The organism is Enterococcus sp. DIV2402 (assembly GCF_017426705.2).
GTDB classification, from domain to species: domain Bacteria; phylum Bacillota; class Bacilli; order Lactobacillales; family Enterococcaceae; genus Enterococcus_F; species Enterococcus_F lowellii.
Genome location: NZ_CP147251.1, coordinates 2,373,778 through 2,399,384 on the forward strand (window position 1 = coordinate 2,373,778; position 25,607 = coordinate 2,399,384).

Consider the following 25,607-nt stretch of genomic DNA (forward strand, 5'->3'; position numbering starts at 1 on the left):
CCCTATCTTTCTGATAAATCGTCTAAAATAGACTGTACCTCCAAATCACCTGGTTCATGAGCTAAATAATGAGACAACAGATGACGCGCTTCCTCTAAGCGCCCTTCTTCACGTAAGAAAATACCATATTCTTTCATAAATTCAGGCTCATGGTTTAAGGCAATATTTGCCTCTTCATAATATTTTGTAGCAGAATCGAATTCTTCCAATTCGTTATAAGCATGGGCTAGATTCCATAAAGCATACGGATTATCTTGATCTTCCATACGGCTAATGGCATCAATCACTTCATCAAACATTTCTTCATTTAAGTACAAATTACTTAATGTTAATAATGTCTCATCTGCTTTTTCGCCAGTTTCTAACGCTTTTACTAGGTAATCTTCTGCTTTTTTTACATCATGTAATCGATAGCTATTTTCAGAAGCGAAATGATAAAAATCAACTTGGTAAGGATTTTCTTGAATCCCTTCTTCAATTACTGCCTGTGCTTCTTCTAATAACTCTTCTTCTTGTAATGCTTCTGCTAGATATAAATATAATGCTTGATACTGCGGATTCATCACACGCAATTGTTGTAAATAATAAATAGCTTTCTCATTTTCTTTCAATTGTAAATAGACAAAAGCCGTCTGAAATAAACGATCATCTGTTTGTTCGTCTTCCAATGCTTCTTCTAAAAATAAAACTGCTTCTTCAAATTTCCCTTGCATACTTAACGATGATCCAATTCTTTCGACAAGTGAGATTCCTGTGACATCTAAAGTCTCATCTTGTAACAGTTTCCGATAGATTTGTTCTGCTTCAACAAACTTATCCATTGAAAAATATAATTCCGCTAAAGCAAATTGAATTAAATTCTCTTCTGGCAATAATTGAGCCGCTTCTTTTAATTTTGCTTCGCTCACTTCAGGAATTCCTAACACTTGATACAAATCAGCTGTAATCAATAAAGCTTGTGGATATGTCTCGCTTGATTTAGAAATGGCTTCTAAATATTCAAACGCTTCTTCCATCTCGTTATTCTCAATTGCAATTTCTGCAAGTGGTAAATTATAGGCATCTTCGCTTGGTTGACGCTCTGTTAATGTAATAAAAACTGCTTTGGCTTCTTCTAAAAAACCAATAGCTAATAATTCTTCTCCTAATTCTGCCAAAATAGCATCATCATCTTTTTGTAATGCTTCTTCTAAAGATAATTGTGCTTCAGCTAAATCTTCATTTTGTAACGCTTGAAGCATTTTTTCACTGTATGTCATTTTCTTCCCTCAAATCTCGGCAATCATTTTTTGATAATGTTCCATCGATTGTATTAACTGATTTTCAGTTATTGATTGCTCTCTTCCTATTGTACCAATTTCTGACAAAACCACCAACTGTGGGTACTTTTTCTGTAAATGTAACACATTTTGCAAGTATTCAGCAACCGAAATCTGCTCTGGAAAAACAATCGGAAAGCCTAAATGCTTTAACCAAATCATAAAGTTTTTAATTCGAAAAGTTGTTTCTATAATTTCTAAATTCCAAAATAAATGCAATACCATTCCTAAAAAGCGTTTCATATTTTCTGAGAGCAAATGGCCATTTTCTGTATGATAAAATGCCTCTTCGAATATTTTACCGAATCCTTCAATTTCTTTTGAAGCTTGCTGATAACTCTCTATGACTTGGGACACAAAGGCTATAAAAGAAGTTGATTGCACTTGTTTTCTATTTGGGAAATTTTTAAATAGTGTTTGTAGAAATGCATAATTATAAACTAGGCCTACACGAATAAATGCTTGTAAATCCACTAATTTCCCATCATTTTGTCCAGCAACAATGGTTTGATCTAAAAAAATTTTTTCTGGTAAATTCTTTTCTGTTAACAACATTTCCATCGATTGCTTACAAATAAACCGTTCTTCAACAAGAGCTGCTACGAATGAACGCAAGGTGGTAGGCAAGACCCAAAAATTACCTGATAAAATAGTAGTCTTTTGAATAAAACCAGTCAACTGAATGACACCTTCGTTTCCAAAAGCAACAAATAAATACTCTTTATTTGGAGAAAATTGACCTAAAAAGTCTAATACATCCATTAATTCCCGAACATGATTTCCATAAATCAAGTTACTACAAACATACCAATCAATTGCTTGTGGAGAAAATATGTGTTGAATTTTTTCAAAAAAATGATCGTAATAGCGTTGATTTGTTAAAACAATAATATGTTTATTTGCAAACATTTCTGGATGAATACTTGAAGATAAAATTTCACCATAAACAATAGCTGTTGTTGCATTATTTTTTTGATAATTTAACTGCATCTTTCTCCCTCCTTGTTATGTATTATAACACGTTTATTTAAAGAACAGAAAAAAGCAAAATCCCGAAAGATTTTGCTTTTTTCATTAGACTAATAAGGTGAATAACGATTGGTTTTCACTCAAATCAATATAGGCAGGATCAAACTCAGCAATGCGTTCAAATAGACTTGGAACATCTTCACGTGTTTTTGATAACACACCTAAGACAACCGGCCCTGATCCACGATTGATTTTTTTCGTATATTCAAAACGAGTAATATCATCATCTGGACCTAACACTTCACTAACAAATTCTTTCAATGCTCCTGGGCGTTGAGGAAAATTGATAACAAAGTAATTCATCAATCCTTGATATATCAATGAACGTTCTTCAATTTCGGCCATACGATTAATGTCGTTGTTACCGCCACTAATAATACAAATAACCGTTTTCCCTTTAATTTCAGCTTGCATCGATTCTAATGCTGCCACACTTAATGCACCCGCAGGTTCTGCGACAATTGCTTGTTTACTATACAATTCTAAAATTGTAGAACAAACTAAGCCTTCATCTACAGTCATCAGCTGATCAACATATTCTTTCGCATGTTGATAGGTAAGTTGTCCGACTTCTTTTACAGCTGCTCCATCTACGAATTTATCGAGTTGTTTCAAGGCAACAGGTGCGCCGTAATCAAAAGCCTCTTGCATAGAAGGGGCTCCTTTTGGCTCCACTCCAATAATCTTAGTTACTGGACTAACATCTTTAACATACGTGCTAACACCACTGATTAGGCCACCACCGCCAATTGCTGCAAATACATAGTCAGGCTGATAGCTTTCTGCTAATGCATCTGCCATCATTTCAACTGCTAACGTTCCTTGACCAGCAATAATTGCTGGATCATCAAAAGGATCGATAAATGCCATTCCTTTTTCTTTTGCAAAAGCTTTAGCTGCTGCTGCCGAAGCATCGAAGGTATCTCCTACTAATTCAATCGTGACATTATTGCCACCGAAGAAAGAAACTTGTGATACTTTTTGTTGTGGGGTTGTACTTGGCATAAAGATGACTGCTTGTACTCCGATTTCTCGACAAGTATAAGCAACTCCTTGCGCATGATTTCCGGCACTCGCACACACAACACCTGATTCTAATTCACTTTGCGGACGCTTTTTAATCGCATAATAAGCGCCACGCAATTTGAATGAACGTACTTTTTGTAAGTCTTCTCGTTTTAGTAGGATTGTTGCTTGATATTTTTCTGATAGATATCGATCATATTGTAATGGTGTATGAGCAACAGCTGATTTGAGTAGCTGATACGCTTGGTCTACATCATTTCTTGTTACTAACCCCAAATTATTCACACCCCTACTTATGTCTTAGTCGATTGTTTTTACGAATGGCATCATTTTTCTTAATTCAGCACCAACAGCTTCGATTTGGTGTCCAGCACGTTCTGCGCGCATTTTCTTGAATTCTGGGAAACCATTTTCGTTATCTTTTACAAAGTTGTTTGCAAATGTACCATTTTGGATGTCTGTTAAGACTTCTTTCATGTTTGCTTTAGCAACTTCTGTGATAACACGTGGTCCAGAAACGTAGTCACCATATTCGGCAGTGTTTGAAATAGAATTACGCATTTTAGCGAATCCACCTTCATAAATTAAGTCGATGATTAATTTCATTTCATGACATACTTCAAAGTAAGCTAATTCTGGTTGGTAACCAGCTTCTACTAATGTTTCAAAACCTGCTTCAATCAAGCTAGTTAAGCCACCACATAGAACTGCTTGTTCACCGAATAAGTCAGTTTCAGTCTCTTCTTTAAATGTTGTTTCTAAAACACCTACACGAGTTGCACCAATTCCTTTAGCGTAAGATAATGCTGTTTCTTTCGCTTTGCCAGTAGCATCTTGGTATACCGCAAATAATGCTGGTACAGCAAATCCATCAGTAAATGTACGACGAACTAGATGGCCTGGTCCTTTTGGTGCAACTAAAAATACGTCAACATCTGCTGGAGGAGTGATAACATCAAAGTGAATGTTAAATCCATGCGCAAATACTAATGAATTTCCTGCTTCTAAGTTAGGTGCGATTTCTTTTTCATAAAGTGAACCTTGAATTTCATCTGGTGCTAAAATCATGATTACTTCTGCTTGTTTTGCTGCTTCACTTACTTCAAAAACATCAAAGCCATCTTCACGGGCTGCTTCTGCTGATTTACCTTCACGAATTCCGATGATAACTTGGTGGCCATTATCTCTTAAGTTTTGTGCATGGGCATGTCCTTGAGAACCGTATCCCACAACCGCAATTGTTTTTCCTTCTAGTGCATTTTCTACTACTGCATCTTCATAATAAACTTTTACCATAAATCTATTCCCTCCAAAGTTATAATCTTCTTTTATTTTATATATATTAAAAGCATTTTAATGCGTTTAACCTCTTTTTATTCCGGTAATACCGGTTCTTGCCAATTGTTTGATACCATATGGACGTAACACATCAATAAATGCGTTAATTTTGTCATGAGTACCTGCCACTTGGACAATAATAGTTTTTTGTGCCACATCAACGATATCAGCACGAAATGGTGCAATAACTGCTTGAATCTCAGAACGAACACTCATTGGTGCATTTACTTGAATTAAAGCTAATTCTCTTTCGATGTGTGGATCATCCGTAATATCTGATACCTTCACAACTTCGATTTGTTTGTTTAATTGTTTTGTTACTTGCTCTGCTTCTGACAAAGTGTTCACATTAATAACAATTGTCATCCGAGAAATTTCTGCTTCAACTACGCCGACTGAAATACTTTCGATATTTACTTGTCGACGATTTAATACACTCGTAATTCGACTAAGTACACCAGATTTATTATACACGATTGCTGTTATAATTCGTCTCATTTCACTCCACCCCTATCATCTGATCATTAGGAACTCCCGCAGGAACCATTGGCGTAACGTGTTCCGAATTTGAAACAATTACTTCAATCAACATTGGCCCTTCTTTTGCAAAGGCTGCTTCTAGTTCACTATCGACAGTGGCAGGATTCATGATACGTACAGCATCAATGCCATAAGCCTCTGCTAATTTAATGAAGTCTGGCTGTCCATCAAAAACAGAAGAAGAACGTCTTTCATTATGGAATCGTTCTTGCCATTGACGAACCATTCCTAAAGAACCATTGTTAATTAATACAAATTTAACGTTCAAACCATTTTCATTTAAAATAGCAAATTCTTGGTTAGTCATTTGGAAACCACCATCACCAACGAAAACAATTACAGGACGATCACGATAAGCAAATTGTGCTCCAATTCCAGCTGGTATTCCAAAGCCCATCGTTCCAAGTCCACCACTTGTAATTAATTGATTTGGAAAATTGAATGGATAATATTGTGCAACCCACATTTGATGTTGACCAACGTCAGTTGAGACAAAAGATTGTCCTTTTGTAATTTCTCCAATTTTTTCAATAACACGTTGTGGCTTAATCTCATCTTTGTTTTCACGATCATATTTAAATGGGTATTTTTGTTTGCGTTCTATGCAAAGTTCTTGCCATGCTTGACTATCCACTTCAAAAGGTTCAAAAGCTAATAATTTTTCTAAAGCATTTTTTGCATCTCCCACAATCGGAATATCTGTTGGAATGATTTTTCCAATTTCAGCTGGATCAATATCAATATGCGCAATCACTGCTCCTGTTGCAAATTGACTTGGACACGTAGCCAAACGATCATCAAAACGACTACCTATATTAATGAGTAGGTCACATTCAGCTAACGCCATGTTGGAAGCATAACTTCCGTGCATTCCGCCCATACCTAAAAAGTACGGACAATCTGCTGGCAATGTTCCTAAACCAAGTAAAGTTGTGACAGTCGGTAATTTGTAACGTTCAACAAACTCTTGTAACTCTTTTGCCGCATTTGCAGCCGTAATCCCCGCACCAGCTAATACAATTGGTTTTTTCGCTTTTTTGAGTTGCTCCATCAAGCGAGTTATTTGTAATTGTGAAGGATTGGTTGTTGGCTGATAGCTAATCAAATTGACTGGTTTCGTCCGTTGCGTATAGGTGCCCTCAATAATTGAAATATCTTTTGGTAAATCAATAACAACAGGTCCTTTACGACCAGTTGTTGCAATATGAAAAGCTTCATCAATGGTTTTTTCTAATTCTTCCACATCACGAACTTGGTAATTATGTTTTGTGATGGGTAGTGTAATTCCTAAAATATCTGCTTCTTGAAAAGCGTCTTTCCCAATACCAGGTGTTGCAACTTGTCCTGTAATAACAATTAGAGGAACAGAATCGCCCATCGCATCTGCAATCCCCGTCACAACGTTTGTTGCTCCAGGACCACTTGTTACAATTACTACACCAGGTTTGCCTGTTGCTTTGGCATATCCTTCTGCCGCATGTACTGCACCTTGTTCATGTCTTGTTAGGATATTGGGAATTTCTGCATCGTATAAAGCATCATATAATGGAAGAACCGCACCACCAGGATACCCAAAAACTAATTCAACATCATGTTTTTGCAAGCTTTTTAATAAAAGCTGTGCTCCTGACATTTTTTGAGCTATTTCTTGATCTTGATTCTTCATTAATTTTCCTCCTAGTCTTTTGGTACTCGCATAATTCCACCTGTATGGGCAGATGTTACTAATGCTGTATAGCTACTAACCAACCATGTTTTAATTTGAAACATGTCTGTTCACGTTCAGCTATTTCTTCATTAGATATTTCAATATTTACTTTTATTTGGTCACTTCTAATCGTACCACTCCTAGTTCCTTATGCCAGATTTTTCTGAAAAAAAGAGCATCCTTCTAACAAAGTAGAATGGGATGCTCTCTTGTAAGAATCCCATTCACTAACACAAATAGGACTCAAACAACCGGATTTTTTTCCGTGTTCTAAGTCCACTTACCTAATAATGACCAATAAGTATTGTCTTTCTTTGTGCATGTGAATCGTCTCCTTACAAGTTGAAAAATCTATTTTTATCTCTGGTTTATTTTGTTGATTTTTTACAATATAACGTTAATCAAAATAAAAGTCAATAAGTTTTCTGAATTTTTTTTATTTTCTGCACAAATGGTAAATTTTACCACACTGTGGATTTAAAAATGAAAAAAGAATTAGAATTTAACAACTTTTTACCATTGTACATGAAAAACAAATGAATGTTAAGTAAATGTATTCTAAAAAAAGGAATGCGACAAAATTGTCGCACTCCTTTTTATGCAAATAACGATTCAATTAATTCTTGTGTCTGATCTACGCCATCTTGTTCTAAAGTTTGTACAATACAACTTCCAATAATGACACCATCGCAATAATTGTTAAATGTTTGAACGTGCTCTGGTTTCGACACACCAAATCCTGCTAAAACTGGGATTGGGCTTTTTTCGGTGATTTTTTGCAAATGTTGATAAAGGTTATCCTGATAGTTTCGATTAACACCGGTTGTTCCGTTAATTGTTACTGCGTAAATAAATCCATCCGCATCACTTACTAATTGTTCAATTCGTTCATCGGAACTAGTTAGAGTCACCAGTTGTATAAACGCAATATCACTATCTTTTGCTGGTTCTAAAAACATTTCTCGATGCTCATAAGGTAAGTCCGGAATAATTATTCCTTTGACATCTGTCGAACTTAAATCTTCTACTAATTTGTCTAAGCCATAATGAAAAAAAGAATTAAAATAGCCCATCAAAATTAAAGGAACTGGCGAATTAAATTCATTTAAAAAAGTAATAATCTTCTTTAAAGTTGTTCCACGTTCGCGCGAATGAATCCCTGCTAGTTGGATAACAGGTCCATCAGCTACTGGATCAGAAAAAGGCACACCTAATTCAATTGCGCTTGCTCCACTGTCAGCTAACATTTCAATTTCATCAGCCAAACGTCCTAAGCCATTTGCACCAGCCATAATATACGGAATAAATAATTTATTTCCATTGTCTTTTTTTTGTTGTAATACATGTGTTAATGATTTCATTCCTGTGCCATCCTTTCTTTGATTTGTTGCACATCTTTATCCCCACGACCAGATAAACAGATTAAAATACTTTCTTCTGACGACATTTCTTTCGCTAATTTCATTGCATAGGCAATTGCATGTGAACTCTCTAATGCTGGTATGATACCTTCTGTACGTGATAACAAATGGAAACCTTCAAGTGCTTCTTCATCAGTAATTGTTTTGTATTCTGCTCTTCCAGAAGTATACAAGTGCGAGTGTTCTGGTCCTATGCCAGGGTAATCTAAACCAGCTGAAATAGAAAAGGCTTCTAATACTTGTCCATCATCATCTTGTAAAAGGTGCATTTTACTTCCGTGTAACACACCAACATCACCTTTTGTGATTGAAGCAGCATGTTCTTCAGTGTCCAAACCTTTTCCAGCTGCTTCCACCCCAATTAATCGGACATCATCATTGATAAATGGATAGAACAAACCAATTGAATTGCTTCCGCCACCGACGCATGCTAATGCTACTTCAGGTAATTTTCCTTCGACTTCTAAATATTGGCGCTTTGCTTCAGTCCCAATCACACTTTGAAAGTCACGAACGATTTCTGGGAATGGATGTGGACCCAAGGCTGAGCCTAATACATAGTGCGTATCTTCTACCGTTGCCACCCAGTAACGTAACGCTTCATTTACAGCGTCTTTTAACGTACGGCTACCTGAAAGGACGCTTTCGACTTTTGCTCCTAACAATTCCATCCGAAAAACGTTTAACTCTTGGCGTTTCACATCTACTTCACCCATGAAAATAATACATTCCATGCCGAAGAGTGCTGCAGCAGTTGCAGTAGCTACGCCATGTTGACCAGCACCTGTTTCGGCAACAATTTTATTTTTTCCCATACGTTTTGCTAACAATACTTGACCAATCGCATTATTGATTTTGTGCGCTCCGGTATGGTTCAAATCTTCACGTTTTAAATAAATTTTGGCTCCGCCAAGATGTTTGGTTAAATTATCAGCATAATACAAAGGCGTTTCACGACCAACATATTGTTTTAAATAGTAGTCCAATGTTGTTTGGAATTCTGGATCATTTTTTGCTTCTTCATAAATTTGTGTTAATTCTTTCACGGCATACATCAAAGTTTCAGGCACAAATTGCCCACCAAAATTACCGTAAAATCCTTTATTATCTGGTTGTTGATACATGGTCATACTCCTTTACTTGATTAATAAATGCTTGAATTTTCGCTAAATCCTTCACACCATTTGTCTCGATACCACTAGATACATCGACGCCAAATGGTTGAAAATAGGTAATTGCTTGTTGAACATTTTCTGCTGTCAATCCACCAGCAATGAACAATTTTTCTTGAGGCAACAAGTTCAGTTGAACAGCTTTCCATGAAAATGTTTCGCCATTTCCTCCATAAAACTCTTTCGGTGGTGCATCTAATAGTAAAAAATCAGCGGTTGTCTTAAACTCTTTTTCGTTTCCATTTACACTTTTCGCTTGAATCGTAGGAACACCACATGACCCGTTAGGAAAGTCTCCATGAATTTGAACCAAGTCTAATCCAGCTTCTTGAACGGTTCGTTGTAACTGTTCAATAGTTGGAGACACAAATACTCCTACTTTTTGAATTGTCACGGGTACATCAGTCGTCATTAATCGTACTTGATCAGATGTCACCTCGCGTTTGCTTTTTGCAAAGACAAACCCCAGATAATCTGCTCCCAAACGACATACTTCATCTACTGTATGTTTATCCATCAAGCCACAAATTTTAATTTTCGTCATGACGACTCACTCGCAATTCTGCAATTTTTGCTTTTGGATTTTCTGCACGCATCAACGTCTCTCCAACTAAAATAACATGATAATCTTCTGCTACTCGTTTGGCATCTTCACCGGTAACAAAGCCAGATTCACTAATGTAGATTGGACCATCATCAGGCTGAGCTAAATCTAAGCTGTGCTGAATATCTACAATAAATGTTTTTAAATTACGATTGTTTACGCCAATGATTTTAGCATCAATTGCGTGTGCCTTTTCCATTTCTTCAGTATTATGTGTTTCAACTAAAACCTCTAAATCAAGAGATATTGCTTTTTCATGCAATTCTTTTAGTTTATCGAAAGGTAATGCTGCAACAATTAACAAGACCATGCTTGCTCCTGCGTTTTTTGCACGGAATAACTGTTTTTCGTCGATAATAAAATCTTTACACAAAACAGGTACTTGAACATTTTTAGCAACTGTTTGTAAATCTGTCATATTTCCTTTAAAAAATACTTCATCGGTTAAAACTGAAATTGCTGAAACACCCGCTTGTTCATAAGATTTTGCTTGTGCGACAATATCAACATCGACATTGATTTCTCCTTTTGAAGGAGAAGCCCGCTTAATTTCTCCAATTACATGAAGTTTTTCTGGATGTTCTTTTACTTGCTGGTAAAAAGGATAGGCTTTTGCTTGATTTTTTCGTTCAACAATTGGTAATTGCGCGACTTCTTTACATTTTTCAATTAAAATTTTCTCTAAAAAATCCATTACTGGACCTCCTTTTGTTTCTCAATTAATTGTGCTAATTTTTCGCGAGCAGCCCCAGAAGCAATGATTTTTCTCGCTTCTTCTACGCCTTCTTTTACGCTATTCACCTTTCCATTTGCATAAAAACCTAATCCTGCGTTCAATAAAACGGTATCTAGAAAAGGTGATGGTTGATTCTCTAAAACTGAAACAAGAATTTCTGCATTACGTTTAGAATCTCCGCCAACTATTGCTTCTAAAGGATATTCTGGTAATCCCGCATCCGCAGCAGAAATCGTGAATTCTTCAACCTTACCATTTTCTAGTAATGCAAATTTTGTATCTCCAGCTAAATTAGCTTCGTCCATCCCATATGCTCCTTGCAAAACAATCGCTCGTTTACGTCCAAGCTTACCAAGCGTTTCTGCTGTTTCTTTGAGTAAGCTTTCCGCAAAAGTTCCCATTAGCTGTGTTTCCAAGTTTACTGGATTGGTTAGTGGACCAATTAAATTTAAAATAGTTGGCGTTGCTAGTTCACGGCGAACATTAATGACATAACGCATGCTAGGATGCATTGCTTGTGCGAATAAGAAGGCAATTCCAATTTCATTTAATAGTTGGCTAATTTGCTCTTGTGATGTCGTCAGTTTCACGCCTAGTTCCTCTAAAACATCGGCACTACCAGAACGACTAGAGATACTACGATTCCCATGTTTTGCCATTGGTATCCCACCTGCTGCTAAAACAAAAGCAGTTGTTGTACTCACATTAAAACTGTTCGAATGATCGCCACCAGTTCCGCAATTATCCATTGCATTAGTTGGTGCATTTTCAATTGTTAAAGCATTTTTTTGCATAACTTTGGCAATTGCAGCCATTTCTGTTGATGTAATGCCCTTCATTTTTAAAGCAATCAATGCAGCAGAAATTTGTGTATCTTTTAATTCACCTGTAAAAATCATTTCTGCTAATTGGGTCATTTCTGATTCAGTCAAATCATTTCCTTGATATAATTTTTCAAATATTTCTTTCATTTATTTATCCTCCACTACCTCTAGGAATGTATCAATCATTGTCTGACCCTCTATTGTACCAATTGATTCTGGATGGAATTGTAATCCATAAACAGGGTATTCTTTATGCTTAATCGCCATAATTTCATCATCTGCATACCCATATACTTCAAAAACTTCTGGTAATGTATCTGGTTCAATAATTAATGAGTGATAACGCATGATATCTGTATCTAAAGTTACATCACGAAACAATCCTTGTTGCTCATGCTTTAATTTAGAAACTTTCCCATGCATAATTTTTGTAGCAATACTAATTTTCCCGCCGAAAACCTCTCCTAATGCTTGATGCCCTAAGCAAATACCTAGCATCGGTTTTTCTTTGTAAAAACGACGAATGATTTCTTCCATTAAACCAGCTTCATCTGGTCTTCCTGGCCCAGGTGAAAAGACAATTGCGGATGCTTTTTTAGCTGTTTCAATTAATGCAGGATCATCATTTCGTAAAATGACAAGTTCTGCATTAAATTGATGTGCCAAATTGTGTGTAAACGAATCATAATTATCAACTAATAAAATCATCTTCCCACCTCCAAAAGGGCTTTAGCTTTTTGTAATGTCTCATAATATTCAGCTGTTGGATCTGAATCTGCCACTATGCCTGCACCTGCTTGAATATAAGCTTTTTTATCTTTAATTAGCATGGTACGAATGGCTATTGCAAAGTCGGCTTGATTATCCATAGAATAATATCCCACAGCCCCAGCATACATGCCTCGTTTGACTGGTTCTAATTCATAGATACGAGTCATAGCACGAATTTTCGGAGCCCCACTGACAGTACCTGCTGGTAAGGTTGCTCTTAATGCATCCATTGGTGTTAAATCTTCTTTTAGCTCTCCAGTTACTAGAGAAACAATGTGCATGACATAACGATACTTTTCAATGGTCATATTTATTGGTAATCGTACAGTCCCACGTTTAGCAATTTGTCCAATGTCATTTCTTCCTAAATCGATTAACATCATATGTTCTGCACGTTCTTTTTCATCTGCTAATAATTCTTCTGCTAACGCCACATCTTCTTCAACTGTTGCGCCTCGCTTTCTAGTACCAGCAATCGGATTAGTTGTCACAAGTCCATTCTTTACACTAACAAGACTTTCTGGTGAACAACCTACCACTTGTAATTCTTCAAAATTGAGGAAATACATATACGAAGACGGATTGGAGAGACGTAAGTAGCGATAATAATCAAATGGATCTAACTCAAATTCGGCTTGTAGCCGTTGTGATAAAACAATTTGGAATAAATCGCCTTCTTCAATTAATTTTTTCGCTTTACGAACACGATTTTCAAATTCTTCTTGACTAACATTACTAGTGAATGGTAAATTGATGTCTTTTTTCTCAATTAATTCTTTTGATGTTGGTGTTTGTAAAAAGCCAACAATCTCTTGAATACGCGTTTCCATTTCAACGACTGTTTTTTTGCTGTAGGCATTTGAATGAACGATAGTCACTATTTCAGTACGATGATCGTATACAACAAAAGTTTCAAAAACGTAGAAATAGATATCTGGTACATCTAATTCATCTTTTGGAATTTGTCCAATATTTTCATAACAAGCAGCCACATCATAACCCGCGTACCCAATCGCTCCACCCTGGAATGGAATTTCAGGAATTATTTCTTCGTCATGAAGGATGTGCTTCTCCAATTCTTTTAGTGGATCGGAACAAGGAAAACTTTCGCCATTTACTGAAAAAATCCCTTCTTGATAACGTAATACTTTAACAGGATCAAGTGCAACAATTGAATAACGTGCTCCTTCTTCAGCTTCACGAGGGTTGCTTTCTAATAAAAATTTTTTATCATGTTGAATTCTTAAAAAAATAGATACCGGCGTTAAATAATCCCCTTGTATTTGTCGAGTAATTTTCATTTTATTCATCCTTTCATGACTGCTAAATACAAAAAAGCCCTCAGACTCACTAAAAGTAAGTCTGAGGGCGAATAAATTCACGGTGCCACCTCAATTAATTTGAATAATTTTATTCAAATTCTCGTTATCAATCGTCTATCAACGATTTTCCTCTATAACGGGAGTTCCCGGAGTCACCTACTTCAGTTCAATGCCTCAGCGCAAAAGCCCATTCACTCTTTTTAACTTACTGACTCGCACCCTCCGTCAGCTCCCTGTAAAGTATCAAAAAAGTTACTCTTCTTTTGTCCGCTTAATATTTAATCAGAATATTACATTCTTCTCATCTAATTGTCAACATATTTTTATTATTTTATTAAAAATTATTTTTTAAGGATATCTATAACAAAAACAGTTCTCGTATTTTACAGCTAATACGAGAACTATTTTTTGAAAATTTTTAGTAAAAATAAATATTCATGATACCCTTCTTAATCAAATTGTAAGAGATCTACTCTACAGGGTTATGACAATTGCAACGAGTTAGTGACAAATCACCTAGAATATTTTAGAAAATTTCAATCTATGAAGTTGTGAATACTGCAACTAAAAGAAGCGTAGCGTGAGTATGCCTCAACTTGTGATTTCAATCCATGCAGTCATGAAGACTGCAACAATTAACTGAGATAATGCAGGACGTTGAAGACTTATTTCAATCCATGCAGTCATGAAGACTGCAACGGTCCACAAGGGATTGCTGGGTTACAGGGACCCCAAGATTTCAATCCATGCAGTCATGAAGACTGCAACATCCATCGAATTATGTTTGGTCTCGTTTGCTTGGAATTTCAATCCATGCAGTCATGAAGACTGCAACTAATAACTGATAATTACTGATTTCAGCTTTATTCTCTATTTCAATCCATGCAGTCATGAAGACTGCAACAATCTTAAACCATAGCAAATCTTTGGCATCTATAATTTCAATCCATGCAGTCATGAAGACTGCAACCAAGATTTTGTAGGCGGTATAGGTGACTGGATTCGATTTCAATCCATGCAGTCATGAAGACTGCAACGGTAATAAACAAGCTTCGCCGCCTATTGGCAATAAATTTCAATCCATGCAGTCATGAAGACTGCAACACATAAGTCCGATATTGTTTTCCAACCGGTAGTAATTTCAATCCATGCAGTCATGAAGACTGCAACTGCTTCACTATTAGTTCAAGATCAATATAGCAAAATTTCAATCCATGCAGTCATGAAGACTGCAACCCTCCGAACCTTGGATGAACTTGGGTATAACGTGATTTCAATCCATGCAGTCATGAAGACTGCAACAACCCGTTACGTTGAAGAAATATAGCACTGACCCATTTCAATCCATGCAGTCATGAAGACTGCAACGTTGATATGTCGTTTGATAATATACTGGATGTCGTAATTTCAATCCATGCAGTCATGAAGACTGCAACATCAAATTAGCAGGTAAAAATAACGTTAACTATGATTTCAATCCATGCAGTCATGAAGACTGCAACTATCCGGACGACTACAATTTTCTGTCAGCCCAATTATTTCAATCCATGCAGTCATGAAGACTGCAACGGGAGACATGACAGCGCCCAACGTATCTGCTCAAATTTCAATCCATGCAGTCATGAAGACTGCAACAAAAAATAAAGGTCATGGAGGATGGTAAGACATGGATTTCAATCCATGCAGTCATGAAGACTGCAACCGATATCGCTTAGACTGATATCGCCCAAACTTTGATTTCAATCCATGCAGTCATGAAGACTGCAACGGCGATTGTTAGTAAAAATAAGACAAAAACGCGTTACTTTTGATGAATATCGCCCGATTATAATTATTTTTTGTCTCAAAATAGGCAAAATAGGATATAATCGTATTTATTTCTCATCATTTTCTCACTTTCGTTCATTTTATTGGTGCGAATCTCCTAGGGATTTTATGGGAGCTTACTATTCGCACTAATTTCTTATTGAGAAAATTACTAGTTACTTTAACTAAGTATACCACGCTTCAATTTAAACAACTATTTTCAAAATAAAAAAGACTGAGTTTTTCCTCAGTCTTCTTACTATTTATGGCAAACAAAAAACCAACGACGACTTTTTTCATTCGGTTCACTATCAATGAAATCAGCATATGATTCAACATGACTAAAACCAGCATTTTCTAGCAACATTAGATAGGTATCTAATGAATACGTTCTTTCTTGATGCAATTCATCTTCACGAATAAAATGACCGTCTTCATCTTGAACAAAAAATGTCAAGAAATGCTCAATGCTATGGGCTTCTTCGCCTTGATAGCTATCCCATAAAAAAGCAAACTCTTCCGTTTGATAATGATAACTATATGAAGGGAATACTTCATCAATCTGATAGGTTGAATGTACATCGAAAATAAAAATCCCATCATTTTCAAGGATTTGATATACGCCATCAAAAACTTGTTGAACATCCATTTCATTTTGCATATAACAAATAGAATCAGAAAAACAAGTAATTGCTTGATAAGTACCGACATCAGATAAATCTAACATATCTCCTTCAACAAATTGAATAGCTACTTCTGCTTCTTGTGCGCGTCCACTTGCAATCATCAACATTTCTTCTGATAAATCTAAGGCAGTCACATCAAAACCACCTTTTGCAAATTCAACTGCTAATGCACCTGTACCACAAGCTAACTCCAAAATTTGCTTGCGCTCGCCAAGATGACGTAATGAAAAATCTAGCCAACGTTTATATAAATCAGTATCCATTACCTCATCGTAAACGAATGCAAAAGTTTCATAAGCCATGATTACTCAACGACCCATTCATTGATATCAACTAATGGTGCATCTGACCAAAGTTTTTCAAGATTATAAAAATCACGCTCAGAATTGCTGAATACATGGATAATAACGTCGCTTAAATCGATTAATACCCATTTGCCACCATCTTTACCTTCTACGCGTTTCACTTCTACTTGTTGTTTTTCTACTTGTTCAATAATTTCATCAACAATCGCATTAATTTGACGCTCACTGTTTCCTGAACAAATTACAAAATAATCTGCTAATAATGAAATTTCATGTACGTCTAATGCCATAATGTCTTCTGCATGTTTAGAATCAGCTGCACGAACAGCGATTTCTAAAATTTGTTTACTATCTATGATAATTCCCTCCTTGGTTACTTTTTTGCAACCCATTTGTTATATGTTTCAATTGTTTTTGGATAAATTGGTACTTCTTTACTTACAAGATGTAATAGTGTATGTTTCGTTTCATAAGCAACTGCATTATCTAAGTTTCTCAAGGCAATTTCTCGCGCCTCTTCTACTCCAGGAAAATTACGACCAGGTTCAATATAGTCTGCCACATAAATAATTTTATCTAATAACGACATTTCGGCAGCTCCGGTTGTATGCACACGGATAGCTTGTAGAATTTCTTCATCATCTATTTCTAGCTCACGTTGAACAAAATTAGCACCTACTAGCCCATGCCAAATCTCATTTCCCCAATTTAACAAATCTAAATCAAAATTATCACGGCGAATAACTAATTTAAATTCATCGTCAGAACGTTCTTTGGCATAATCATGCGTCAATGCAGCGATACTTGCTTTTTCAAGAGAAGCACCATATCGTCCTGCTAAAGCAATTGCGGTTTCTTCCACACCTAAAACATGTCGGAAACGTTTTTCACTCATTTGCATTTGCACGCATTGCATCAATAATTCTCGTTCTAATTGGGTATAATTTCCACTATATTTCATCTAGGTACAGCCCCTTTTCTTGAATATAGTTTACCACATTTGGCGGAACGAGGTAATTTACAGAACAACCTTGTGCAATTTTTTTACGCAATTGAGTAGAACTAACATCCATCAGTGGTACGTCAATCCAAATAATTGGATATTCTGTTTCAGTCGGATAATTAGGTCGACGAACACCGACAAAATTCACCATTTGCATTAACTCATCTATTTTATACCATTTGGGTAGATACTCCACCATATCACCACCAATTATGAAATAATAATCGGTATCTGGATTTTGTTCTGTCAATAACTTCATAGTATCGTACGTATAGCTTTTACCTGCACGTTGTAATTCAATCGGTTCAATGGATAGTAGCGGATTATCAACAATCGCTAATTCCAACATTTGCAAACGATGAACTGCATCAATCGTCTTTTTTTCATCTTGATGTGGGGGCTGGTTCGAAGGCATTAACGCCACAGTTTCTAAACCTAAAGCTTTTCCCACTTGATCGGCCGTAATGAGATGAGCGATATGGACGGGATTAAATGTCCCGCCAAGAATCCCTACTTGCTTTCGCGGTGAGGTACGAATTGGTTCCATTTTTGTAAATGTTTGTACACGACTAAAAGTTTCACCTTGCAACTCAAAAGACCTCCTTCATTAAATTGAACGAACACGTGATGAAATTTTTTGATATTTTTCTTTTGATGATGGTTTAAATACCACTAAGACGCGTCCAATAATTTGAACAATATCACAGTGTAAAGCAGCTTCTAATTCAGCTGCTACATCTTCAGCAATTTCATCGGTATTTTGTAGCAAGGATACTTTGATTAGTTCACGTTTTTCTAACGCTTCGCCAATTTGAGTAATCATTGCATCATTTAAGCCACCTTTTCCTACTTGAAAAATTGGTTGTAAATGGTGTGCTTCACTGCGTAAAAAACGCTTTTGTTTTCCTCTTAATTCCATGTTTTTCTCCTTATATCAATGCTTTTCTTTTTAGAACGTCGACCCCTTTTGGAGCCCAACCTGCAACAACACCAGGTTTTGTTACAGTAATCCAACCAAGTCCAGCAAAAACAATATCTGTTTTTTCTTTCACTGAAAATTCAAAGCGAACAAGTTCTGGAAACTCAGAAACTTCTTCTGCACGCGGTGGTTGTAAAAGTCCTCCTACATGCTTGTTATAAAATTCATCTGCTTTTGCCAATTTTGTTCGATGAATTTCTACATCATTTGAAACATATGCAATAAATGAACTACGCTCACCTTGGATAAAATCAAAGCGTGCCAATCCACCTAAAAATAATGTTTGTTCAGCATTTAATTGGTAAGATTTTGGTTTAATTTCCTTGTGTGGTGCAACAATTTTTAAATCTTTTTTCCCTAAATAATGAGCCATTTGATGTCGATGAATAATCCCTGGTGTATCAATTAAAAACTGACCATCTTCTAAAGGAATTTCAATCTTATCTAATGTTGTTCCTGGAAAACGGGAAGTAGTAATTAATTCTTGGACACCGGCTGATTGACGAATAATTTGATTAATCAACGTTGATTTTCCAACATTCGTTACTCCCACAACATAGACATCTTGTCCTTCACGATATTCTTCAATCGCATCCAATAACGTCGATAATTCATGTGGTTTTTTCGCACTCGTCAACAAAACATCCACTGGGCGTAAACCAGCTTCATGGGCCCGTTCACGCATCCATTGTGTTAATTTTGATTTTTTTAATGATTTAGGTAAGATATCCACCTTGTTCCCTACTAATAACACTGGATTATTTCCTACAAAACGGTGTAATCCTGGAATAAGGGAGCCATTGAAATCGAATATATCCACCACATTGACAATTAATGCGTCCTTTTGCCCTAATTCATTTAATAGACGTAAAAAATCATCATCTGTTAAAGAAACATCTTGAATTTCGTTATAATGACGCAATCTAAAACAGCGTTGGCAATAAACGTCTCCTGTTTCTAACCCTTTTTCTAATGCGGCATTAGGTGTATAGCCTAATTCGTCTTTATTCTCAGTTTGGATAGTTACCCCACAACCGATACATTGAATTGTTTCTGTCATTATATTTCACCTTGCCATTTCATTTCTGGATGTTTGTTTAAAAGATAGTTCATAATTTTTTTTTCCATTTTACGGTTTAATTGTGTTTTCCAGCTATCTGTATCAATAACCGGACGTACCAAAATACTCTTCACACCAGCACGATTAGCTGCCCGGATATCAGTCATTATTTGATCGCCTACCATTACAATGGCATCTTTTTCTACGCCAAGATCCTTACATGCTTTATTAATTCCTTTCGCAAAAGGTTTTAATGCACGTGCAACAAAATCAAGTTCAAAAGCTTGAAGTGCTCGTCCGACACGTTCAGCATTATTGTTTGACACCACAATGACAGGAATTTCAGCTTTTTTCATGGATTCAAGCCATATACGTAATTCTTCTGTACCATCGGGATTGTTCCAAGCAATTAAAGTATTGTCTAAATCAGTCAACACAGCTTTGATACCATGCTTATTTAATTGTTCAGGTGTCACTTTATAAATCGCATCTACCATCCAAGTTGGTTTGTAATTTGAAAACATATTTTCTCCTCGTAGTCAAAAAATGAAGGAGTACTCCGATGTACTCCTCAACCGTTGATTATACAATAAAATGTTACAAAATAAAAGTTATCTACTTAAAACTTTCATTATCTGCGATAAATTTTAGGAAGTTTAAACTGTTGGTTCTCTTCAAAGGCCCAACCGATTTGTAAAAGTAAATCTTCTCGTCCTTTAGACGCCATAAATTGAATGCCTAATGGTAATCCTTCGTTTGTGACAAAAGTTGGTAAGCTAATGGCTGGTTGTCCTGTTAAATTAGCTAGTTGCGTGTATGGCGACAATGCTAAGCTTGCTTCAAACATATCATACACGACTTGAGCTGCTTCATTTGCTGAGAGCTCTGCTGCATTTGCTAAGCGTGTACGAATCTCATCACTTTGTAAATCCGTAGCTATTTTAGGTGCGGGATATGCAGTAGTTGGTGTCAAAAATAAATCATATGTTTCAAAAAGGGTCTCCATCTGGTATGCTGCTTCATCCCACGATTGCAACGAATGGACGTAGCTTGCTGCCGATAATTTGGTGCCATATTGATAAATCCCCCAAGTCATCAACTCCATGTCTTCTTTGGTAACTTCACGCTGTAATCCATGTGAAATCTCTTCAAACATAGCTGCTGTTTCCGCCCCATTCATTTGATAATAATCACGAATCAATCGTGGTCCGTCAACTGGATAAGAAATGTCTGTCACTTCATGTCCTTGACTTTCTAAAAAGTCAATCGCTTCTTTCACCGCCTGAATCGCCTCTTCAGAAACTGTTGTACCTACTGGAGAAATTGTTGAAAAAGCTATCCGCAATGATTTTTTTTGCGTAGCTTGTTGATGTTGCCACTCTACTTGGGGCGCGTGATATGGTGCAGCAAGCTCTGTTCCTCTCATCCCATAAAACAGTGCTTGTGTATCACGCATCGAAACAGTCAATCCAAAAGAAATGGAGGCTCCTTGCCAGCCACGCCAGCCTGTAGGTCCTACTGGTATCGTTCCTCTCGTTGGTTTTAACCCAATTAATCCATTAAAAGAAGCTGGAATACGAATGGAACCACCTCCATCACTAGCAGCAGCAATCGGAAAAAAACCAGCAGCTACAACAGCAGCAGCTCCTCCACTTGAACCGCCTGCTGAATATGCTAAGTTCCAGGGATTTCTCGTATCGCCATAAATATTAGCGTCCGTTACATTTTTAAAACCAAATTCTGGTGCAGCGGTTTGTCCTAAAGGAATGAAACCATTTTTTTCTAATGAATGAACAAAATGACTCGTATATGATGCACGTTGGTTAATAAATAAACGACTGCCAGATGTCGTTAACCAATCTTTTTTAGATTGTCCTAACATCTTTAATGGAATCGGTAATCCTGCAAAAGGTGTCTCTTGAATATTTTTTGTTTCATTATATTGCTTCAATGCTGACTCTTTATCAAATGTGACTAAGGCATTTAACAGTGGGTTTTCTTTTAAGACCTTACGTTCAATTTCTTCTACATATTCTTGAAAAGATATTTGTTTTATTTTTAATTGTTCTGCCCAAAATAATCCATCTTTCATCATCTACTTCACCTCCCTTTCTTTTTAACATAAATTAATAAAATTTCATAATTTTTTTGCATATTTTGATTTCTAAATTATTTATAAATGTATATTTACCCTTTTTATTTACATATATTGAATATTTATTCTCTTTTCTATTGCCTATTAGAATATTTTCTGATACTATAACGTCATCACATTAAAAGCGAGGTATTATATAAATATGAAAGAAAAGGTTATTTTAGCTTACTCTGGAGGATTAGACACCTCTGTTTCTGTAAAATGGTTGGTTGACGAAGGTTACGATGTTATTGCTTGTTGTTTAGACGTTGGTGAAGGTCGAAATACAGAATCGATTCGTCAAAAAGCCTTAACAGTTGGCGCTAGCGCGTCTTATGCAATTGATGCTCGTGAAGAATTTGCACAAGATTTCGCCTTAATTGCTTTACAAGGAAATACTTTTTATGAGAATTCTTATCCTTTAGTTTCTGCTTTATCACGTCCATTAATTTCAAAAAAATTAGTTGAATTAGCACATGAAACAAATGCTACAACTATTGCACATGGTTGTACTGGTAAGGGAAATGACCAAGTTCGTTTTGAAGTGGCTATCGCAGCTTTAGACCCTTCTTTAAAAGTCATTGCTCCTGTTCGTGAATGGAAATGGTCACGTGAAGAAGAAATTGCTTATGCACAAGAAAAAGGTGTGCCAATCCCTGCAGACTTGGATAATCCTTATTCAATTGACCAAAACTTATGGGGCCGTGCATGTGAATGTGGTGTATTAGAAGACCCATGGGCAACTCCTCCTAAAGGGGCTTATGAGCTAACAAAAGAATTAGAAGACACACCAGATCAAGCAGATATTGTACAAATTACATTCAAAAAAGGTGTACCGGTAGCATTAGATGGGAAAGAAATGAATTTATCTTCTCTTGTAGCAGAATTAAATCAATTAGCTGGAAATCATGGAGTTGGTCGTATTGACCACATTGAAAACCGTTTAGTTGGGATTAAGTCCAGAGAAGTTTATGAATGTCCTGGCGCGATGACGTTGATGGCAGCTCATAAAGAATTAGAAGATTTAGTATTTGTTCGCGAATTAGCTCATTTTAAACCAATCATTGAACAACAATTAGCTCAAATAATTTATAATGGTTTATGGTTTAATCCTTTAACTGATGCACTAATTGCTTTCTTAAAGAGTACACAAGAATATGTGAATGGTGTAGTTCGTGTCAAACTGTTCAAAGGCAATATTATTTGTGAAGGTAGAAAGTCAGAAAACAGCTTATATGATGAAAACTTAGCAACTTACACTTCTGCAGATACATTTGACCAAGATGCAGCCGTTGGTTTCATTAAACTTTGGGGCTTACCAAGTAAAGTACATGCAGAAATTCAAGCAAAACAAAACAATGCATAACGGAGGTTCACTACATGAAGAAACTTTGGGGTGGTCGCTTTGATGGAAAAAATGAAGATTGGATAGATGCGTTTGGCGCATCTATCTTCTTTGACCAAGCATTAGCAAAACAAGACATTTTAGGTAGTTTAGCACATGTCAAAATGCTTGTTCATACGAAGATACTTTCTCAAGAAGAAGGCCAACAAATTATTGATGGATTAACTATCATTCAGCAAAAAGTTGCCAATGACGAATTGGATTATACTGTACAAAATGAAGATATCCATTTAAATATTGAATCTTTTTTACATGAAGAAATTGGACCCGTAGCTGGTAAATTACATACCGCTCGTTCTAGAAATGACCAAGTTGCAACAGATATGCATCTTTATTTAAAAGAAAAGGTGCAAGATATTTTAGAAAAAATTCACGACTTACGTAAAGTATTGGTCACTAAAGCAGAAGAAAATATTGAAACAATCATGCCTGGTTATACGCATCTTCAGCATGCACAGCCAATTTCATTTGCACATCATTTATTGGCGTATTACCAAATGCTCACACGCGATCAAGAACGCTTATCGGAAAATCTAAAAAGAATTGATTGTTCGCCATTAGGAGCAGCTGCTTTAGCTGGAACCACTTTCCCTATCGATCGTGAATTCGCAGCTAAAGAATTAGGGTTTGGTTCAGTCTATGCTAATAGTTTAGATGCGGTCAGTGATCGTGATTTTATCTTAGAATTTTTAAGCAATTCTTCAATTTTAATGATGCACCTTTCTCGTTTTTGCGAAGAAATTATCCTATGGTGTAGTCACGAATTTCAATTTGTTCAATTATCAGATACATTTTCGACAGGTAGTTCGATTATGCCTCAGAAAAAAAATCCAGATATGGCCGAACTAATTCGTGGGAAAACAGGACGCGTCTATGGTGATTTATTTGGTCTATTAACGGTGATGAAAGGCTTACCTCTTGCATACAACAAAGATTTTCAAGAAGACAAAGAAGGGATGTTTGACACAGTAGAAACCGTTGAAAAAAGTTTGACTATTATGTCAGGAATGATTGCTTCGATGCAAGTTAATCAAAAACATATGTTAGAATCTACGGAAAAAGATTTTTCCAATGCTACCGAATTAGCCGACTACCTCGCAAATAAAGGGATTCCCTTTAGAGAAGCACATGAGATTGTTGGTAAGTTAGTTTTTTCTTGTATTCAAAAAGGTATTTATCTTCAAGATATTCCTCTTGAAGAATATCAATCTATTGTTCCTACTATCGAAGAAGATTTATATGATAAATTAAGTTCTTATACAGCTGTCAAAAATCGTAACTCATTAGGTGGTACCGGTTTTGCACAAATTGAAAAACAAATTGAACAAGCCAAACAACACTTATAAAATAAACGCACGCTAGACAGTTATGTTCTAACGTGCGTCTCAATAGTTACACCAAACCCGGACCGAAGAAATTTGGTCGGGGTTTATGCGATTTGTCGTTCATGGGATTGAACTGAACGACAGCCAAGTTTCGTTTGGATTCGTTAATGATTGTAGTAAGAAATCCATTTGATAGATGCTGCTGATAACTTTTCTGTAGCGAGCCATTTAATGGTTAGGATGAACCGTTCGATGTCTTCTTTATAAATTAGCTATCCAATTATATCTATCAGCTGTTTTTTCTAAATTTAAATAAACATTACTTAATTTTTAAACAAAAATCCCTCTATGTAAGTGAATACTCACATAGAGGGATTGCTTGTTGTAATAAAATTACCGGCGATAGCCTTTGCCTAATTTTTTCTCCCATATCTTCAAAATTTGTGAAGTAGTGAAAGTTAAAATGAAATAAATAGATGCCGCAACATACAGTGGCTTCATTGGAATAAAGGACGAAGTAATCACAATTTGAGCACTATTCATCAGTTCATAAATACCAATTGTCGAAAGTAAAGATGAATCTTTAATCAAGACAATGAACTCATTTCCTAATGGCGGTAAAATATTACGCATTGCTTGTGGCAAGATAACGTAACGCATGGTTTGAGCTGGTCGTAATCCTAACGACCCTGCTGCTTCTGATTGCCCAACTTCTACTGCATTAATTCCTGCCCGAACAATCTCAGCAACGTAAGCACCAGAGTTCAAAGACAGTGCGATAATCCCTGGTAATAAGCGACCAAAGTCAATATCTAACACGCCAATTGGAATTGTTGGCAAATTAAAAACTTTATGCAGCAATCCAATACTAATCAAAATTTGTACTAACATTGGGGTTCCACGAAAAACTTCAATATAAATATTTGCAAGCCAACGGAAAGGACGTACAGACGACAATTTCATTAAAGCAAAGATAACGCCCAATATCGTACCTAAGATAATCGTGATAAATGAAATAATCAAGGTCACGAGTGTGCCAGAAATAAAATAATTATAATACGTAGATAAAAAAGAGTAATCCATAATATTCTCCC

General features: G+C 36.1%; 24 protein-coding genes, 1 CRISPR repeat array and 1 other annotated feature. Of the genes, 2 read left to right on the plus strand and 22 right to left on the minus strand.

Annotated elements, in window-relative coordinates:
* Positions 1–2: 2 nt before the first annotated feature.
* The 21 genes from DOK78_RS11500 to DOK78_RS11600 all read right to left on the minus strand — a co-directional run bounded on the left by DOK78_RS11500 (position 3) and on the right by DOK78_RS11600 (position 21,741).
* A complete protein-coding gene (locus DOK78_RS11500) occupies positions 3–1,259 on the minus strand; it encodes a tetratricopeptide repeat protein (RefSeq protein ID WP_207940221.1) in 1,257 nt (418 codons plus the stop codon).
* A gap of 9 nt (positions 1,260–1,268) precedes the next feature.
* Positions 1,269–2,309 (minus strand): hypothetical protein, encoded by a 1,041-nt coding sequence (locus DOK78_RS11505; protein ID WP_207940220.1) that lies wholly within the window; start codon positions 2,307–2,309, stop codon positions 1,269–1,271.
* 84 nt (positions 2,310–2,393) lie between these two features.
* Positions 2,394–3,650, minus strand: coding sequence for a threonine ammonia-lyase IlvA (ilvA, locus tag DOK78_RS11510; protein WP_207940219.1), 1,257 nt, complete (start codon positions 3,648–3,650; stop codon positions 2,394–2,396).
* Positions 3,651–3,674: 24 nt separating this feature from the next.
* Complete coding sequence (gene ilvC, locus DOK78_RS11515; protein WP_207940218.1) at positions 3,675–4,670, minus strand: ketol-acid reductoisomerase; 996 nt, start codon at positions 4,668–4,670, stop codon at positions 3,675–3,677.
* A gap of 66 nt (positions 4,671–4,736) precedes the next feature.
* Positions 4,737–5,210, minus strand: a complete 474-nt coding sequence (gene ilvN / locus DOK78_RS11520) for an acetolactate synthase small subunit (protein ID WP_207940217.1) — start codon at positions 5,208–5,210, stop codon at positions 4,737–4,739.
* Between the two features lies 1 nt (position 5,211).
* Positions 5,212–6,918, minus strand: a complete 1,707-nt coding sequence (gene ilvB, locus DOK78_RS11525) for a biosynthetic-type acetolactate synthase large subunit (RefSeq protein ID WP_207940216.1) — start codon at positions 6,916–6,918, stop codon at positions 5,212–5,214.
* 638 nt (positions 6,919–7,556) lie between these two features.
* Positions 7,557–8,321 (minus strand): tryptophan synthase subunit alpha, encoded by a 765-nt coding sequence (gene trpA / locus DOK78_RS11530; RefSeq protein ID WP_207940215.1) that lies wholly within the window; start codon positions 8,319–8,321, stop codon positions 7,557–7,559.
* Positions 8,318–9,505, minus strand: a complete 1,188-nt coding sequence (trpB, locus tag DOK78_RS11535) for a tryptophan synthase subunit beta (protein WP_207940214.1) — start codon at positions 9,503–9,505, stop codon at positions 8,318–8,320. The genes trpA and trpB overlap by 4 nt, the downstream gene beginning before the upstream one ends.
* Positions 9,486–10,097 (minus strand): phosphoribosylanthranilate isomerase, encoded by a 612-nt coding sequence (locus tag DOK78_RS11540; protein WP_207940213.1) that lies wholly within the window; start codon positions 10,095–10,097, stop codon positions 9,486–9,488. The genes trpB and DOK78_RS11540 overlap by 20 nt, the downstream gene beginning before the upstream one ends.
* Positions 10,084–10,851, minus strand: a complete 768-nt coding sequence (gene trpC, locus DOK78_RS11545) for an indole-3-glycerol phosphate synthase TrpC (RefSeq protein ID WP_207940212.1) — start codon at positions 10,849–10,851, stop codon at positions 10,084–10,086. The genes DOK78_RS11540 and trpC overlap by 14 nt, the downstream gene beginning before the upstream one ends.
* Entirely contained in the window at positions 10,851–11,864 is a 1,014-nt protein-coding gene (gene trpD, locus DOK78_RS11550; RefSeq protein ID WP_207940211.1) for an anthranilate phosphoribosyltransferase, read from the minus strand. Before trpD ends, trpC begins: the two co-directional genes overlap by 1 nt.
* Entirely contained in the window at positions 11,865–12,425 is a 561-nt protein-coding gene (locus tag DOK78_RS11555; RefSeq protein ID WP_207940210.1) for an aminodeoxychorismate/anthranilate synthase component II, read from the minus strand. It abuts the gene before it with no gap.
* Positions 12,422–13,789, minus strand: coding sequence for an anthranilate synthase component I (gene trpE, locus DOK78_RS11560; protein ID WP_207940209.1), 1,368 nt, complete (start codon positions 13,787–13,789; stop codon positions 12,422–12,424). The genes DOK78_RS11555 and trpE overlap by 4 nt, the downstream gene beginning before the upstream one ends.
* A gap of 60 nt (positions 13,790–13,849) precedes the next feature.
* Positions 13,850–14,087 (minus strand) — a binding site (T-box leader).
* Positions 14,088–14,343: 256 nt separating this feature from the next.
* Positions 14,344–15,578: a CRISPR direct-repeat array (repeat unit 32 nt; unit sequence ATTTCAATCCATGCAGTCATGAAGACTGCAAC).
* A gap of 297 nt (positions 15,579–15,875) precedes the next feature.
* Positions 15,876–16,604, minus strand: a complete 729-nt coding sequence (locus DOK78_RS11565; protein WP_207940208.1) for a class I SAM-dependent DNA methyltransferase — start codon at positions 16,602–16,604, stop codon at positions 15,876–15,878.
* A 2-nt stretch (positions 16,605–16,606) separates the two neighbouring features.
* Entirely contained in the window at positions 16,607–16,948 is a 342-nt protein-coding gene (gene rsfS / locus DOK78_RS11570) for a ribosome silencing factor (protein ID WP_207940634.1), read from the minus strand.
* A gap of 32 nt (positions 16,949–16,980) precedes the next feature.
* On the minus strand, positions 16,981–17,568 hold the full coding sequence (gene yqeK, locus DOK78_RS11575) for a bis(5'-nucleosyl)-tetraphosphatase (symmetrical) YqeK (RefSeq protein ID WP_207940207.1): 588 nt from the start codon (positions 17,566–17,568) through the stop codon (positions 16,981–16,983).
* A complete protein-coding gene (locus DOK78_RS11580; RefSeq protein WP_243430471.1) occupies positions 17,558–18,157 on the minus strand; it encodes a nicotinate-nucleotide adenylyltransferase in 600 nt (199 codons plus the stop codon). The genes yqeK and DOK78_RS11580 overlap by 11 nt, the downstream gene beginning before the upstream one ends.
* Before the next feature lie 60 nt (positions 18,158–18,217).
* On the minus strand, positions 18,218–18,529 hold the full coding sequence (gene yhbY, locus DOK78_RS11585) for a ribosome assembly RNA-binding protein YhbY (protein ID WP_207940205.1): 312 nt from the start codon (positions 18,527–18,529) through the stop codon (positions 18,218–18,220).
* Between the two features lie 10 nt (positions 18,530–18,539).
* On the minus strand, positions 18,540–19,649 hold the full coding sequence (gene yqeH / locus DOK78_RS11590) for a ribosome biogenesis GTPase YqeH (protein WP_207940204.1): 1,110 nt from the start codon (positions 19,647–19,649) through the stop codon (positions 18,540–18,542).
* Positions 19,649–20,173 (minus strand): YqeG family HAD IIIA-type phosphatase, encoded by a 525-nt coding sequence (locus tag DOK78_RS11595; RefSeq protein ID WP_207940203.1) that lies wholly within the window; start codon positions 20,171–20,173, stop codon positions 19,649–19,651. The genes yqeH and DOK78_RS11595 overlap by 1 nt, the downstream gene beginning before the upstream one ends.
* A 107-nt stretch (positions 20,174–20,280) precedes the next feature.
* On the minus strand, positions 20,281–21,741 hold the full coding sequence (locus DOK78_RS11600) for an amidase (protein WP_207940633.1): 1,461 nt from the start codon (positions 21,739–21,741) through the stop codon (positions 20,281–20,283).
* A gap of 205 nt (positions 21,742–21,946) precedes the next feature.
* Here DOK78_RS11600 and DOK78_RS11605 point away from each other — a divergent pair, with 205 nt between their 5' ends.
* Together DOK78_RS11605 and argH are read left to right on the plus strand one after the other, a co-directional pair.
* The gene (locus DOK78_RS11605; RefSeq protein ID WP_207940202.1) at positions 21,947–23,149 is read left to right on the plus strand and encodes an argininosuccinate synthase; all 1,203 of its coding nucleotides are present in this window, start codon (positions 21,947–21,949) and stop codon (positions 23,147–23,149) included.
* Positions 23,150–23,163: 14 nt separating this feature from the next.
* Positions 23,164–24,534 carry an argininosuccinate lyase gene (gene argH, locus DOK78_RS11610; protein ID WP_207940201.1) on the plus strand — a complete coding sequence of 457 codons (1,371 nt, stop codon included), beginning with the start codon at positions 23,164–23,166 and terminating at the stop codon, positions 24,532–24,534.
* 372 nt (positions 24,535–24,906) lie between these two features.
* On the opposite strand, the gene DOK78_RS11615 is transcribed toward argH, so the two are convergent.
* Entirely contained in the window at positions 24,907–25,596 is a 690-nt protein-coding gene (locus tag DOK78_RS11615; RefSeq protein ID WP_207940200.1) for an amino acid ABC transporter permease, read from the minus strand.
* Positions 25,597–25,607 lie beyond the last annotated feature (11 nt).